This is a genomic window from Paenibacillus sp. J22P15, from assembly GCF_056269345.1.
This window is the reverse complement of the sequence record NZ_JBWDNT010000026.1, coordinates 26,354-41,790: the sequence shown is the minus strand read 5'-3', so window position 1 is coordinate 41,790 and position 15,437 is coordinate 26,354. Positions and strand designations below refer to the sequence as shown.

Below are 15,437 nucleotides of genomic sequence, written 5' to 3'. Positions count from 1 at the left end.
TATGTGGTAAGCATTATTATATACAAAGTTATTCAGTTTGAATAACTAAATATATTTTATATTCATAAAGAGACCATTGGTATATGCATAGCAAAAAAAGCACCCGATATATAGACGGCTCTTTTTTTGTGCACCTAATATGGGTAGGAGAAATCATCGTATAATCACTTTTGATATATAATTAACGAGTAAGAATATATAAAATTATCGCTATAACACCCAAATGAGCTGGATAAAACGATCTCCAAAACCAGCGCGGAATTCGAATCTTTTCAATCCATTTCAATACATATGGCATGTACAGTATTGCTATGGTTGGAACAATACTAAAAAATTGAATGAGCCAGCCTTTATAGAATAGAAATACTACATTTAATATGAAATGAAATAGCATCATCTTATTATTAGGTGCATAGCGATAAATGAATACCAGCAACATGCCATTCAAACCATAATCAAAATGAAAAAACTCTAAAGTAAAGCCAGCTGCTAATACCGTAAGACTTATATATATTTTCGCTTGGATTTATCAATAATAATCATGCTTAATAAGCAAATCACAAAAGATCCCACAACATTTATCCCTGTTCTTTCATCAAGTCCATACATGTAAGGATACTGTGACAATAAAGCAATAAATAATAAACGAATCACATATTTAGTTCTATTTTGCTGATTAAGTCAAACCAAAGAACCTTTGTATTGGAATTGCATATGATTAAAAAAATTATCATTTTTCTTGGAGGTTTACTATATGAAGGAAAGATTTATTTTACGCATTGGTTTTTTCCTTCTCGCTTATTTGATTGTTTTGTCCATATTCAATACACCGTCAATATCATTCCAAGAAGCCGTTCAAATTGCTCAAAAGGTAACTCCAATATCAGATGGGTATCGTATAAGTCAGATAGGTGGCAGAAATAATTGGTCGTTTCTTTTTAATACTAATCCAGTTTACAGGTTTGATGTGATTACTATTAAAAGCGAATCAGGATTTCAACATCGGAAGTTTAAAGTTGAAATTGATGCGAAAACAAAAGATGTATTGGAAATCAAGGAAATTAACTAAAATAAACTCTTACCACCGCTTCCACTTCTCTCTAGCTGGATTAACAAAATAACACCAACCAGTGGATGGCGGTATTGGCTTTATATAAACAATAACGTAGGCAGCTGATCATCTACCTGTCTGCCGCAGTGTCATTTTTCAATCGTGTCCCTTCGTTTTTCGCTTTCTCAATGTAGCAACAACGAATGTTATTACCAAGATCACAACAAAGGAGATGCTGTAAAGAACAATCTGAGTAACTTGTGCTAGCCCGTCTTTTACAATGGTCCAGAACCACAATGATCCTAACATTAGAATTACCGCATTCATGATGGTGGCTGTTACTAACGAACTTCTGAAGCTTATCAATATCGAAAAGATCATCGAGAGCAATATTGGAACAATTAAACTCACCAAATTTTCATCCAATTTATGTGCACCTACTTGGGATATTATTTTGGATATTGTATCCATGTAGTTTTCGTACTATCCTGCCCAATAGCTTAATGGAACAAGGGCTATCTGTTCCCTGTAACTGCTGTTTATGTTGATCCAACGGTGAGCATACAGAAGGCTTACACTAATTTTATCAACTAGATGTTTTTGTCCTCATATCCCCATCGTTCCAGTAGCCTCTTATTTTCAATAATATCATCCTCAGTTAATCGACCCAATTTCATTTTGGCAAGTAGAATGAGTTCTTTACGATCTGTGTACTCGAAGTCCTTGTAGATCCCCTGATTCTCCTTATGGAATAGATGGATTAGCTCAGTTAGTTCGAAATATGGCAACACCCCTGATTTCCATTCCAAAAAAGACTGATACAAGGGTTCCAGAGCTTGTTCAGTTACAAACCTATGATACTCGTCAATAATCTCACGCTCTTGCTGTCGTTTTTGTTGTTTAGAAGTTAATCTGTTCTCCACGATTTTCCCCTCTTTTTATTGAACTATGGAATGCTTTAATGACTCACTGCCGCTACCAATAGAAAAGCGAAACTAAAAGAACCAACGATAAAGTTCTCGCCGGCGTTCGCCGCGCAACTGAGCATATATTTGGGTGGTTGATGCTCTTTCATGCCCCAACATGCCTTGAATGAAATCTAACGGCGCTCCGTTATCAAGGAGCTGGCAAGCATAGGTATGACGAAAGTGATGCGGGTATGCATTTGCTTCGATCTCTCCCCGATCTGCAAGCCGTTTTAATGCCCACCTTAGCGTTGGAATGGCCCTTCGTTTAACTGGATTTGTATCCGTTACAAATAAGGCTTTACACGAATCCTCTCGACTGGCTAAATACTTCTTCAACCATACTTTACACTCGGTGGTGAAGTAAACCTCCCTCTGCTTTAAACCCTTTCTTTCTGGTTTTTTCTATCGTCATCTTCTAAGTTACTAAGCAGCTTATCAATAACCATGATAAACCTAAGTGATGCACTCGCAGTGAAACCGAAACGAGCAAGTTTTGAATTTCCGTCCCACCCGCATCTCTAAGTCCTTGCATATAGTTTAGAAATAACTCTTCCTTATATTCTGCTATCTTGTTTACTGGAATTCTCTTCTTTAATAACGCATATCCAAACATTCGACCGAGCTCTTCTCCTACACCTGAGATGCTTGCAAACTGCCAATCGTTCGCTATTAATGAATCGCTGCCATTCAATTGCTCTATAAAAATGTTATCCCAGTGGACGTCTTGATGGGCAAATACACGGGGTAGTAATTCTAATGTCTCCATCAAGCTATTTACTCGGTTTCTATTGTTATGATATAGCTCCCATATAGAGCTCTTATCCTTAAAATCATTCAAACAAGTATCCCAAATAATTTTTTGCTCCTCAATGGGTTTGGCATAAGCAGCACAAACCTCTACCCAAGAACGCATCCAAGTGTGGCATAAAAAAGACTCAGTCGGAAGAGGAGTTCCTGTTATGTAAGCGCCATTGTATTTTCCAAGTAAGTAGGTTATTTTACACATGTGCGTGAATGACCAGTCACTTTGGATAGATTCAATAGCTATATCCTGGAGCCAGATCCAGACATTTTCATCAGGATACTCTTCTACTGCATGGCATAATGGCGCCCTAATACCAATAGGCAACTGATTCAGTATCCCTGTATGATAAACCAAAGCTTCGCGTTTCCAGTAATAGTAGTGATCGACTTGATTTCGCATAGAATCGGGTTTTAGTATTTTGAGTATCAGGGCATGATTTTGCTTTCTATCGTTGTCTAGAACTGTACAAGATATCCTATAGACAGAACTTTCTTCCTTGTTTTTTCCAAGCGGGCTGCAATTCCACGATAATAACTGTAAACATTTAGAAGGTACAATTCGCAGTAGTGAGAGATGGGAAAAAATATAAATTTAAAGACGGTAGTGAAGCAGTTTACTTTACAACGAATTCCCCAAAGGCTACTCAAGAAAGATTCAAAGTAAAAGATTAAAGAGAAAGACGATATTCCGTTCCAAAGTGAACGAAATATCGTCTTATTGATTCAATACAATCTTTAACAAATTAAAAGCGTTAGTTTTCCAGTGGTCTCGAACAAAGGTAGGGGACCTTTTTAGTAACGCTATTTTATTGTATGATTGCTTTTGCTACCACTGCAAGGTCTTCGATATCAACCTTACCGTCTTTATTAATATCTGCAAGTTCATTCCAATCAACTTGACCTCGTTCTGTGCCATAAGCCGCTGCAACTATAGCCAAATCTCCAATCGTGATACCATCTTTACCATTAATATTCATGTTGATTTTCTTTCCATTAAACACTTGAATTGCGGATTCTAATGCTGTAATTGCTTGATCTACCTGCTGTTGCGTAGCATTTGGATCGTTTGCCATTGCATTAGCTACATCGATAGCAGACTGTAATGCCGCTTTCGATCCAATCACATACAAGCCATCCTCATTACCTTCAACTGCAGCATCGTATTTCGATTGTGCATTTGCAATCAAATCATTTAAGGCTGATTTTTCTACATTTTTCACAAGTTCAATATCATGGCTCGTTCCTGCCACTTGCAGTTCATGCCCTTGGCCATTTGCAATTCCAATATTGTCAATAGAAATCGTCGTAGTCGTTGGCTGTGCTCCAGATTTAGCTGTGAATTTGAAATCAAGGATATTTTCTTGAACATTCAAACCTTGGTTTCCACCTACACTAGCAATTAGAATCCGAACTTTACCTGGCGCTACTTCCTTTTGGTCAATCACTTTGAATTCGCTTTTCGCAGATGAAACCGACTTAAACTCTACATGCATCGGGTTATACTGAAGCGTTACTTCTTCAGCAAATATTTGCTTAAATTCACTGTTCGTAACACCTGTCAATCCCATTGTCAGATGGAAAGTTTGGTCGTTGCTTACCTTAACAGGTCCTGAAATAACCGATTTCGGTCCTTCTACTTCTTCCACTGATTCAAGTAATACATTGATTTCAGCAGCTGAAGCGTAACCGCCAACCCCTGTTGTTGCTTCAAGTTTCACAAAGGCTGCTTTTGTCGAAGTAAACGAAGCGAATTTCTCTTTACTGTCGTTTGCCCAATTTCCATTTGCAACCTTCGTATAGTTTACTCCGTCTTCACTTACATACACGTTATAAGCTGTAATATTTCCGTTATTGCCCGATTGTCTTGGTAAATAAGCAAATTGATTGATTTGATGTGTTCCGCCAAGATTTAAAACAATTGATTGAGGACTAGGACCCGATTTATCCCACTTTGTATGCCAAAATGATTCCGGGTTGCCATCAATTGCATTCGAAGCTGCATTGTCCTCGCTAACCGTTTCCTGACTTGTCGCTATTGCTGTCATTTGCGACTGAGGAACACTATTGCTCTCTACATTTAGCGTTATCGGACGACTTTGAACAGTTACTCCGCCTATTGTAACTTTTACAGCGACAGTTGCCTTAAACCCAACGCCAAACTCTCCGTTAACTGTAATCTTGTTACTACCTTTAGCAACAGATAATCTTGCATCGCTAAATTGATATTCCACAGTAGCCCCTGATAAATCAGCTAGTTCACCATTATTTAATATTCCTTCTAACGTACCGTCCATCGGTTTGTTCGGCTTAATCGTACTATTATTTAAGATCAGCTTCGCATCTTTCAAGAAAGGATTCAAGTGTACATGGCCATCAGCATCAACATCTACGTAGAAATACTCGTTTGCATTATAGCCGTCGAGTCTGACATTAACATTGATCTTGGCCTTGCCTGCTCCTACAGCTTTAATCACTCCGTCCGTTCCAACGGATGCAACAGCCGTGTTGTCACTTGTAATCGTAATTTTCGCATCAGACAAATCAAGAACATCACCTAGATGCGAATACCCATCTACATCCACCGTTACCGTTTCGTTATCCGTACCGATTTGCGGGTCAAGTTGAATGTTGCCAAGTGCCGATAAATCGCCTGCTGCAAACATTCGTACTTCCATCACATCGATCGGATTACCACCTTGACCTCCACCTGGGAAGGACACTCTTACATAGCGTGCCTGTACTTCGGCTTTGCTTGGATCAATCGGATAGTTATAATACAGACCTTCTTGTTCCCAAGCATATAACGTTTTATCATGTTCCGGAACCGCCAGTGTATTTCTTGCTGTCGGCAGTCCGCCGCCTGATAACGTATTCGTTTCATTACCTGCAGTCCAATTTACACCGTCAGTGCTATACTCAATCTTCATCTTCTTCGGTACGTTGTAGTACGTTACGTTATCCTTATTTGGCATACGGTGATTGAAGAAAATATTTAAGCGGGTAAGGTTTTGCAACTTGCCCAAATCGTACGTTATCGCAGGATTTGTATCACTTGCAGGTGCTGTCCACTTTGCAAGATTACCGCCAGCAGCATCATTGATGATACCGTCAGATAATTTATCAGCATTACTGCTATCACTTGTAACTGTCGGTGTAATGCCAGTTGCGACATTTACATCTGGGATAAGAGTAATATAGTTACGCGTTGATGTAAATGTCTTTCCATCTACAGTGATGTCAGCCCAATAGCTGTACATCGTAGGAGTCTTGATGATATCTGTAAATTGCATCGTGCCATCTACAACAATGAACGGAACTTGATCGACAGGTACTTCCGTTACAATGATTTTACCTGTAGGATTGTTACGGTTACCGTCTACTGTAGCATAGTGGTAGGTGATATTGTCGCCATTCATAATATCAACCGTTCCACCTTTTTCAGTAAAGCCTTGGAATGTCACAGCAAGATCTTTATTCGTTGAAAATTGTCCCCAGAATAAAGCATCTTCTGTAAACAGATTCACACCAACAAGCGGAAGATCAGCCGAAATCGCACCTTCTGACACTTTTACAGGATACGTGTCTGTTTTAACTTGAGCAGCGTTTACACCATCGTCATAGGTTGCTGTCACGGTAATCGTAGCTGTTCCTTCACCAACGGCTGTTACTAAACCTGTTGCTGCGTCTACCGTTGCTACACCTGTTTTGTCGCTTGTGTAGCTAAGTGTAGCAGGAGCAAAAATATTAGTGTAGTTGTTCATATAAGGCTCCGCTTTAAGCTGTAGCTTATCGGTTGTTGCCTGGCTGCTGAACAATTTAACACTTGTCATTTTGTAGTTTCTTGTTTGGTCTTCCGTTGTAATTTTCAAGACGGTGTTGATTGGATCGGCAACAACGCTTGAAGTATCAATCGTAATGTAATATTTCCCTTCTTTTTGCTCAGTTGTGAATGGTAGGGAAGTTCCCTCATTCAGCCATTCCACTTCGCTAACCGGGTAATTGAAGGGACCAATACCGTTCATGGAGTCTTGACCGGTAAATCCTTTCTTACTCGTACCGGAAATCATGTTTTCGATCATATGCATATAGACATACTGGTCACGGGCCATCGCATAACCCCATTCAGGACCTTGGCCGTGCGCGATCGCTTTCTGTGGATCCGTATACCAGCCTGATTTCAAAGTATAATCTAGCGTGTACGGTAGTGTGCCATACATAGACTCACGTAAATCTGGTCCCCCACCAACATTGGACATCCAGTTTGCAATCGAGGTACGCATACCTAGCGCGTTCTGCGACTCAATCGGCACCATTGCGAACACATTGGCGTTATCCAGATTACTACTTAAGTTATCCATACCGCGGGTTCTACCAATGCTCTGGTCATAATTCATTACATAACCGTGACCGTATTGGTTAATAATTTCCTTGGTTAACTGAACCCAGTTATCGCGTTCGTTGCCCTTTGCGTATTGTGCCCACACATCCAGTGCCGTTGTAAATGGGTCATTCCATTCCTCATGGGCGACTTTTTTCGTTTGCTTCAAAATACCATTTCGCCAGCCACCCTCATTATAAGGTTCACTGTGCCAGAATGGACGCTCATGGAGCGTAATATCTTGGTCTCCCGTTTGAGCTTCGGGATTGGTGTCAATGAGAACACGGTCGTTATAGTTACGAGCCGAACTCCACGCCACATCAATAGTAGAGTAGTTCTGTGGAGTGCCATCGACAAACAGATACCATGGGTCGTATCGTTCGATTAAACCTTGGATATCAGTTTCAACAATATCCCTACCTTCATACTGTGAGGAAAGGTACACGCCGAACTTCATACCGTAGCGTTCCACAGCTTCCTTCGCCTGCATCACTCTGTCTTTCACTTGCCAGCTGCCATCGTCAGACTGGAACAATGCGTTGTATTTATACAACTTATTGCTGTCATTTGGGGTTAAGTTAGCATTCGATGACGGCCAGTAATAAATAGTGTTTTGCACGGATTCTGTCGAAAGCATCGTCATTCCCAATTCTTTGGCTGTCTGTGCCCATGCGTCAAAGTTGTAGTTTGGATCGTAAAGATTCGGATAAGTGCCCGTCGTATGTGTAAGCGCCGACATTTTACCTTCAATAAACCAATCTACAGGGTTTTCCTTAACTGTAATCGTATATTGCTTAGTTGTCGAAGCATTTGAACCGTCTGTTACCTTCACTGTAAAAGTATAATCTTGCTGTTTTGATGTGCCTTGAGCACCGTCTGCAACATGACCTGCAATTTGACCGCTAGCTGTCAATGTCAGACCCGGTGGTAACTGACCATCGGAAATTTCCCATATGTAACTTGGATTTCCACCGGCAGCTTGGAATGTAAATGGAGATGCTTGTGGAGCAAGGGATGATGTATTCGGATTACCGTCACTTGTAGCAACCATCCATACATATGGATTTTCATCATAAGCGATTGGCAGTATGTTAGACGGATAATCGTTTGCCGGAATATTTGCATTACGAGCTTCAAATTCATTTTTATTAATAGAAAGACCATCTGTAACGATTGTTAGATCGTTATTTGTTGTGTTTGGACCTGTTACCGAATAAGTAAGACCAGAAATTTCGTTTCCTGAGTTGTCTGAAAGTCTTGAGTAGAAGCCGAGGTAATTCTTGTTCGCTGAAGGATTTTTATGTTGAATTTCAATAAAAAGCTTATTCCAACCTTGTTGTAATTCGATAGAATATTTCGTGCCATCTTTGTTCACACGGGATGGAACTGTAGTTTGTTGCCCGCTAAGAACATCGTTTGCGTATAGTTTGTACACACTCGAACCGGCTACCTGCCACTTTACCGATTGTTTGGTAGGGCTGTAAACATAGGTTGCAGCAACAACCCATTTATCAAGTGTATCTACCCCTTGCTTGACATCAAAATAACCCATTAGATCATTGTAATCATCATAATTACGATTGAAGATACGGTCATCGAAATATTGCCATTTCGAGTCGGCGAAGGACTCGCCTATAACAGGTACAACTTCCTCATTAATTACTGGAGTGGCAAATGGACCTGTAACTGCCCACTGATTAATATAAGGTGCAGTACCATTCGTTTGTGCTGCATCTGCTGTTTCTTCGAATAGAACCGTGCCCGCCACAAGGTTTGTTGCAACAAGCGAAGTTGCAGCAACGATGGATAAGCTTTTACGTAATCTTTTCACTTAATTCTACCTCCTCAAATTGTTTACAACATTAAGTGGTGAATTCTCATGATGTGATTTTCATTCTACAAGGGTTCCCAATTCCCATTACTTTCTCTTTCGACGTCCCCCTTATTTCATTGCGTCAATATTTGAATGACTACCTGATTGTAACAAGCACTAAAAAATCTGAATATACGAAAAAGTACATTTCCCACAAATTTTTCTAAATTAATCTCTTCAAAAAGAACGAAATTCTCTGATTTTCACGAAATTCTCGAAGCATTCCTTAACCTTTCCACACGATGGCAGATATATGGAGAAAAAAGGGCTCTCTACAATAAATATAGAGAGCCCTTTGGGCGACGTCATTTATTGTAAAATTGCATTATTTACTTTGATCGGATATTTCCAAGTCAGATATATCGTCGGTGCAGGATCCCAATTCGGCCAAGAAGATGGTGCGCCGCCTGTATTATGCATTTGCGAGTTCCACTCTGTACTCTTATTGCCGTCAATAGCAAACTTCGCTACCTTCGGATCGGCAGCTATTCCGTCTGGGAAAGGAATAGCGCCAGCTTGCCACATCGAACTAGCATTTACTGTGGCTACTCCAGCCCAATTTCCGTCTATCGGTCTTTCTTCGCATGAAAGATCCGATAGTGACTCTTCATATACTTCCAACTCACTAACCCCTGTAATACTAGGATATGGTAATCTGCCTTTATCAATTTCAACATTCATTTCCACAACATCTTCAAATTTAAATGTGAGATGATAATACTGATTGACATGTCTGTTATCTCCCCACTGCGCAATCGTTACAGCACCAATCTTAGTAGGTATTTCTCACTTAAAATTTAACCAAGGTGCATGGTCATTTTCAGTTACCCACTGATTTTTTATACTGCCGTCAGCAACCAAAGTAGGAGGATTGGATGCAAAAGTCGCTGATGATGCCGTAATTTTCGCAGTTGGCGCTACATTTCTTTTTTCCGGAATGACCGTACCATAGATTTCATCCGCAACTGCTGTATTATAGGGACCCGCTACCAGCCAACTATTAATAAACGGGTCATTTCCTGGTGCCTGTTGTGCATCTGCCTTTGGAGCATTAAGCCCAAAGTGAACATTCCCACAATCATGGATAACGATACGCCAAGTGAAATTACTTTTTTTACATGCTTTTTCAGCTTCATTTTCAATCCCTCTTTTCATTTTTGTAATTGTAAAAAAGGGCAGACTCTAAATTGATATGCTCCCCTTACGGTAGACAGGTGAAATAATAAAACCTGCTACTGTAAGGGGAGCTTTTTCATGTTTAAAGAAAAATACTGTGCTTCGGAGAAACTCGCTATCCTTGAAGAGGTAACAAGTGGAGCAATTGGTTTTATGGCTGCGACGAAGAAATACGGTATTAACAAAACGACTTTGATGAAGTGGCGGCGTCGTTATAAGTTGTATGGTTATGAAGGGCTGACAAGTCGTAAGCATAATCAAGGTTATAGTGCTGAGCTTAAGCTTCAGGCGGTGAAAGATTACCTGGATGGTGGATTATCCAAATACCAGATTATCGATAAATACAAGATTGCTAGTACAACGCAGCTATCCCACTGGATTAAGAAGTATAATAGTCATAGCAGCTTAAAAGCCTATAAAGGGGAAGCAAAAGCTATGACAAAAGGTCGCTCTACGACATATCAAGAACGGATCGATATTGTTCAATATTGCCTGGCACATCAACAGGATTATCAGCAGACGGCACGGCACTTTCAGGTCTCCTACCAACAAGTGTATCAGTGGCTAAAGAAATTCGAAGCTGGCGGTCATGTGGCGTTAAAGGATGACCGAGGACGAAAGAAAGCGCAAGAAGAATTAACGGAGGCCGATCAACAGAAGCTCGAGATGAAGAAGATAGCGTACGAGATGGAGCGGCTTCGAGCGGAAAATGCATTTCTAAAAAAGCTACAGGAATTCCAAAGGAGGCGAAGTTAAGCCAATATCGCCAAGAGAACGTCTATCTTGCCATTCAAGCGCTTCGGGAAGAAGCGTTGTTCAGTGTTCAGCTTCTATGTGAAATTGCAGGTATACCACGCTCAAGCTACTACAAGTGGCTAAATCACAAACCAAGTTCGCGTGAACAGGAGAACGCAGAGTTGACGCATGTCATGATGACCATTTATGAGAAAGTAGAGCGTATCTTTGGCTATCGTCAATTAACGGTGCACATGCGCAGCCAAACGAAAAAAACGATTAATCATAAGCGCGGGTACCGGCTGATGAAGGTAAAGGGAATCCAGTCGGTCATCCGCAGGAAGAAAAAGAAATATGGGTATTCCACTCCGCAGCAAGTGGCCGAGAACCTGTTAAATCGCAAGTTCCAAGCTACAGCACCAAATGAGAAGTGGGTAACTGATGTGACGGAATTCAAATACGGCCATGGTCAGAAAGCGTATTTAAGCGCTATTCTCGATCTTCATGATAAATCCATCGTCTCTTATGTAATGGGGTATTCCAATAACAATCCACTTGTATTCCAGACGTTGAAACTAGCCTTACAAGCTGCTCCAGGAAGCAAGCCTATGCTTCATAGCGACAGGGGATTTCAATACACCTCACTAGACTTCAAAGAGCTCTTGGACGTAAATGAACTGTCTCAGAGTATGTCCCGAGTTGGGCGGTACATTGATAACGGCCCAATGGAATCTTTCTGGGGAACTCTAAAATGTGAGAAGTATTATTTACACACGTACAACACCTATGAGGAGCTCAAGCGAGACATTGAGGCCTATATCCACTTTTACAATAACGAATGATTACAAGCAAAACTAAACGGCCTCAGTCCAATGGAATTCAGGACCAGAGCCGCTTAGTTGATTTATATTATTTCCACTGTCTACTTGACGGGGTGCAGTTCACCTTATTCCAAGCTTCCGAAAGGTCTTTTATTTTTTCGATTGTCTGATAGTTCTCGAATGGTACTGGGGAATCTGGCTTACCCTGAACTCCGCGGAGCCAGCTATACTCTACATCTAAAATGTGAAAAAGTGTGTACAGAATGCTACCCGTCCCACCGTTTCGTTTACGCATTAATTCTCCGATTGGGATTTGCTTGCATAGTTCTAACCATTCATTTCTTACCATCCAGTTATCACGAAACATTTTTATCAAATCGTCCAATCCCACCTTCACTTGTTTACCAAGATTTCGTTTATATCGTTTAACCTTCTCCAACACGTCGTAAGCTCTTTTGGATATTTATTCGAGTAATTTTTGTGCAATCCTGCCCGTTAGCGTAACGAAGGGCCGCCCGCTGGCAGCCCTCATGGTATTGAACTATCGTTTCCAGTTAGTTGAATGGGTAAAAAGTTAATTATTCGCCATCATACTCTTGTCGAGCTGTTCAAGTACAAATGGCCAAGCTTGTTCGTGCTGGCTCTTCGATTCCTCATCTGGAAAACCCGTATGCGTTAGACGTAATCGCGTTCCGTTGTCATTAGATTCAAGTTCAACCGTAACAACCGTCTCAGCTCCCTTTGTTCCCCAGCCCCGATAAGTCTAATTTATTGAATTTCAGGCCTACATCAAAATCATTGTTGCTAACCTGCTAAGATCAGAAATATCGATAACACCATCGCCATTTAAATCGCCATTTTTCACTGATTCCCAATCAGGATCTACTGATGTTTTACCATATGATTGAACTAAGATCGCTAAATCACCGATGCTTACTCTTCCGTCGTTGTTGAAATCACCCGGAATCCCGCCAATTATTTGTAAGCTGTGTGTAGTGCTTTCAATTTCTGTCTCCGCGCCCTCGCCGTTGGCTACAATCAACTGGGATACAGAGAGCGCTGCGATACTCGATTGTGCATCCACTTTCGCCTTGAAACGGAGCTTCATTAAATGTCCGTCCAGGTTATTTGGTATAATTCCAAAATGAACCCCGAGGAAGCGTACTTGTCCGACTTTTTCCTCATGTTCTATAATCGAAAAATGCTCTGCATCCAACAATTCGTAGGCGATGAACTCAAGTTTGTCCGCGTCATATGTCAGAGTCATATCCTGGGCTAAGACGCTTTTTGTTATCCCTTTCATGCCATAAGTCAAATCAAAAGTTTGACCGGCCTGCGCCGTATCTGTGCCTGTGAGAACAATAGACAATACCTCTGGCTGCCCTTGTAGAATCAGTCCTGCGACAATTCTCAGGTCCCCGTCATCTACTTTTCCATCCTGATTGACATCCGCATGAGCGTACATCTCCCAATCCGGGTCAGCCGATGTTTTCCCAACTGCCACTGCTACGATACCTAGATCACCGATGGTAACCTTTCCGTCGCCATTCAAATCACCCCGAATTGATGAGGCCACACTTATGCTGCGAGCTGCTCTATTGATCTGAGAATCATCATCCTCGCCGGTAGATACGACCACGCTTTTCAAGGTGATCGATGCAGCTGCTGTTTTGGAGGACGATTTAGCCTTCCAATGCAAGGCGATGACATCGCCATCTTCGTTAATCGCATACTCCTTTCCCTGGCTGGCCGCAATCAGACGGACAAGCCCAGGCTCCTCCGACTTAGCGACGATCGACAAACCTTCCTTCGATGATTCCGCACCAGTAAATACCAGCAGTTCCGGATCGTAGGTCACGGTCAGATCCTGTGCAAAAACAGGCTTAGATATTCCGCTGATACTGTACATTAATTCCAGCGCTTGATCGGAATCAACCTTACTGTTCCCGTGTAAGAAGCCTTGAACGGCCCCCTTTGCCTGAACGCTTGACAGGTCCGCAAATGGGCTTGTTAATATAGCGATAAACAGTACTAGTGCCAAAAATGTCTTTTTACCTGTACTCCATTGCATGGCATGATCTCCTTCTCCTCATTTATTTGTTCACTTGCTTATAATCGATCAATGCGAGAATTAAGGTTACCGCTTCCGCCCGAGTTGTGTGATCGCCAGGGACAAACTGATTATTCCCTGTTCCCTTGATCAAGCCTGCTTTGACTGCCACCGTCACTGACGGAAGCGCCCAAGTCGGTATTTGACCAGCGTTGATGTACCCCCGGCATTCACGTTGATACCTGACGCTCGCATTACCATGACGGTCATTTCGGCTCGGGTAATCGGATTGTTCGCTCGGAATGTGTTGTCCCCATAGCCTGTTATGACGCCTGATTCTACCGCTTCCGATTTAAACGGTTTTGCCCAATCGGGAACTTATGCCATATCGGCAAAGGAAAGTGTCAAGCTGCCTTTCGATGACAAGGAAAACGCCCTGGATAACATCGTCGTAAACTCTGCACGGGTTACTTAATTTTCAAGACGGAAGGTTGCGTCCAGATAACCATTAATCCATCCAAGACCAGCTGCCTGTTTAATTGTCTCCTTTCCCCAATTACTGGTAATAATTGTATTCTATCAAAGGACAGCCATCATGGCTACCCTTTGATAGTTACTGCTTTAATTCGTATTTGTTAATTTCCGAGAATTTTTCTTGCCACCATCGACAGGTCGACAATATCCACCTTAGGCAGCCTTTTCAGGAGAAAAAGCTTCTCCCCTTTGAACAATTCCGATGATGATTCGTGCTAGTTTTCCTAGCAGTTTAAATACCGATTGTTGCTTTACATCGGTTTCGTTCATTAATGTAATCTGCCCGTTAGTTCAACAATTGGGATGAACGGTATGTTCCAAAAACATTATTTTTTCATTCGACAGTTTGTGACATTTAATACACATCAGTCCTAGTATACTAACCTCATACAACCATCGGAGGAAAATCTATGCCGAATTACTATTTTAATGAAATATGGACTCCCTTGAAATTGATTGGGATCCGTTTTTACCGTGATGACGAAGACCAAGTTTGGATCAAAATGTGGTCTAAGCCAAGACGGCGTCTTAAAAGAAACTAGTTGAGTATTTGATGTAAAGAGACCATTCCGTTAGGTTCAACGAGATGGTCTTTTTCATACTATGTTGTTGCACAGTATGATCCGTTAGCGCAACAAAGGCTGCCAATCATCCGCGGCAGCCTCATGGTGTAATTATTGAACTATCGTACCCGTTAGCTCAATGAAGGTCCGATCTGCCTCACCCTGGGTGTATTCAGATATTCCTCGTTAGTTAAGCAAATCGTGCAGTCAGTTTATGTTGAAAGGCATTGTAGCAACGAGCTTACTTGTTTAACATTCTGATATCGTCATATTCTATTGATAGATCCCGATTGCCTTTTCATAGTAACCGTTGGTGGCTAACTCCATTGCTTAATGCAGCAATTGCCGGCCAGATTCCTTCGTAAATACGCAAATTCCGAGTCGTGTGGGCCCGGCCGTGAAGGATGGCAATATCCGAAAAGACGACTATCCGAATACCTCAAAATGCACGTGCACCTGATCGTGCCAATTTAAATTGCCTGGA

Annotated in this window: 12 protein-coding genes and 2 pseudogenes; 3 read left to right on the top strand and 11 right to left on the bottom strand. The window is 41.4% G+C overall.

All coding sequences use genetic code 11. The annotated features are described in order from the left end of the window. The first annotated feature begins 754 nt into the window (after positions 1-754). Positions 755-1,069, top strand: a complete 315-nt coding sequence (locus tag AC0YN6_RS27725; RefSeq protein WP_475751109.1) for a PepSY domain-containing protein — start codon at positions 755-757, stop codon at positions 1,067-1,069. A 572-nt stretch (positions 1,070-1,641) separates the two neighbouring features. Here the strand turns inward: AC0YN6_RS27725 and AC0YN6_RS27720 are convergent. The 6 genes from AC0YN6_RS27720 to AC0YN6_RS27695 form a co-directional block, all read right to left on the bottom strand. Then, on the bottom strand, positions 1,642-1,974 hold the full coding sequence (locus tag AC0YN6_RS27720; RefSeq protein ID WP_475751107.1) for a hypothetical protein: 333 nt from the start codon (positions 1,972-1,974) through the stop codon (positions 1,642-1,644). A gap of 72 nt (positions 1,975-2,046) precedes the next feature. Continuing rightward, positions 2,047-2,355 carry a tyrosine-type recombinase/integrase gene (locus AC0YN6_RS27715; protein ID WP_475751106.1) on the bottom strand — a complete coding sequence of 103 codons (309 nt, stop codon included), beginning with the start codon at positions 2,353-2,355 and terminating at the stop codon, positions 2,047-2,049. 79 nt (positions 2,356-2,434) lie between these two features. Further along, positions 2,435-3,178 carry a hypothetical protein gene (locus tag AC0YN6_RS27710; protein WP_475751104.1) on the bottom strand — a complete coding sequence of 248 codons (744 nt, stop codon included), beginning with the start codon at positions 3,176-3,178 and terminating at the stop codon, positions 2,435-2,437. Between the two features lie 451 nt (positions 3,179-3,629). Continuing rightward, complete coding sequence (locus tag AC0YN6_RS27705; protein WP_475751103.1) at positions 3,630-9,032, bottom strand: discoidin domain-containing protein; 5,403 nt, start codon at positions 9,030-9,032, stop codon at positions 3,630-3,632. Between the two features lie 351 nt (positions 9,033-9,383). Beyond that, positions 9,384-9,755 (bottom strand): hypothetical protein, encoded by a 372-nt coding sequence (locus AC0YN6_RS27700; RefSeq protein WP_475751102.1) that lies wholly within the window; start codon positions 9,753-9,755, stop codon positions 9,384-9,386. A 105-nt stretch (positions 9,756-9,860) separates the two neighbouring features. Next, positions 9,861-10,229 (bottom strand): hypothetical protein, encoded by a 369-nt coding sequence (locus AC0YN6_RS27695; RefSeq protein ID WP_475751101.1) that lies wholly within the window; start codon positions 10,227-10,229, stop codon positions 9,861-9,863. A gap of 99 nt (positions 10,230-10,328) precedes the next feature. Between AC0YN6_RS27695 and AC0YN6_RS27690 the strand changes: the two genes are divergently transcribed. After that, a complete protein-coding gene (locus AC0YN6_RS27690; protein WP_475751100.1) occupies positions 10,329-11,006 on the top strand; it encodes a transposase in 678 nt (225 codons plus the stop codon). Next, positions 10,964-11,827, top strand: a complete 864-nt coding sequence (locus tag AC0YN6_RS27685) for an IS3 family transposase (RefSeq protein ID WP_475751150.1) — start codon at positions 10,964-10,966, stop codon at positions 11,825-11,827. The genes AC0YN6_RS27690 and AC0YN6_RS27685 overlap by 43 nt, the downstream gene beginning before the upstream one ends. Before the next feature lie 67 nt (positions 11,828-11,894). On the opposite strand, the gene AC0YN6_RS27680 is transcribed toward AC0YN6_RS27685, so the two are convergent. The 5 genes and pseudogenes from AC0YN6_RS27680 to AC0YN6_RS27660 form a co-directional block, all read right to left on the bottom strand. Further along, positions 11,895-12,248 (bottom strand): DinB family protein, encoded by a 354-nt coding sequence (locus AC0YN6_RS27680; RefSeq protein WP_475751098.1) that lies wholly within the window; start codon positions 12,246-12,248, stop codon positions 11,895-11,897. A gap of 132 nt (positions 12,249-12,380) precedes the next feature. Further along, positions 12,381-12,545 (bottom strand): annotated as a pseudogene (locus tag AC0YN6_RS27675) (SRPBCC family protein); the annotation flags it as partial. A gap of 45 nt (positions 12,546-12,590) precedes the next feature. Then, positions 12,591-13,877: a cohesin domain-containing protein gene (locus AC0YN6_RS27670; protein WP_475751096.1), complete on the bottom strand. Its 1,287-nt coding sequence runs from the start codon at positions 13,875-13,877 to the stop codon at positions 12,591-12,593. 22 nt (positions 13,878-13,899) lie between these two features. Then, positions 13,900-14,058 (bottom strand): S-layer homology domain-containing protein, encoded by a 159-nt coding sequence (locus AC0YN6_RS27665; protein WP_475751148.1) that lies wholly within the window; start codon positions 14,056-14,058, stop codon positions 13,900-13,902. After that, positions 14,031-14,195 (bottom strand): annotated as a pseudogene (locus AC0YN6_RS27660) (S-layer homology domain-containing protein); the annotation flags it as partial. The gene AC0YN6_RS27665 and the pseudogene AC0YN6_RS27660, both read right to left, overlap by 28 nt. Between the last annotated feature and the right edge of the window lie 1,242 nt (positions 14,196-15,437).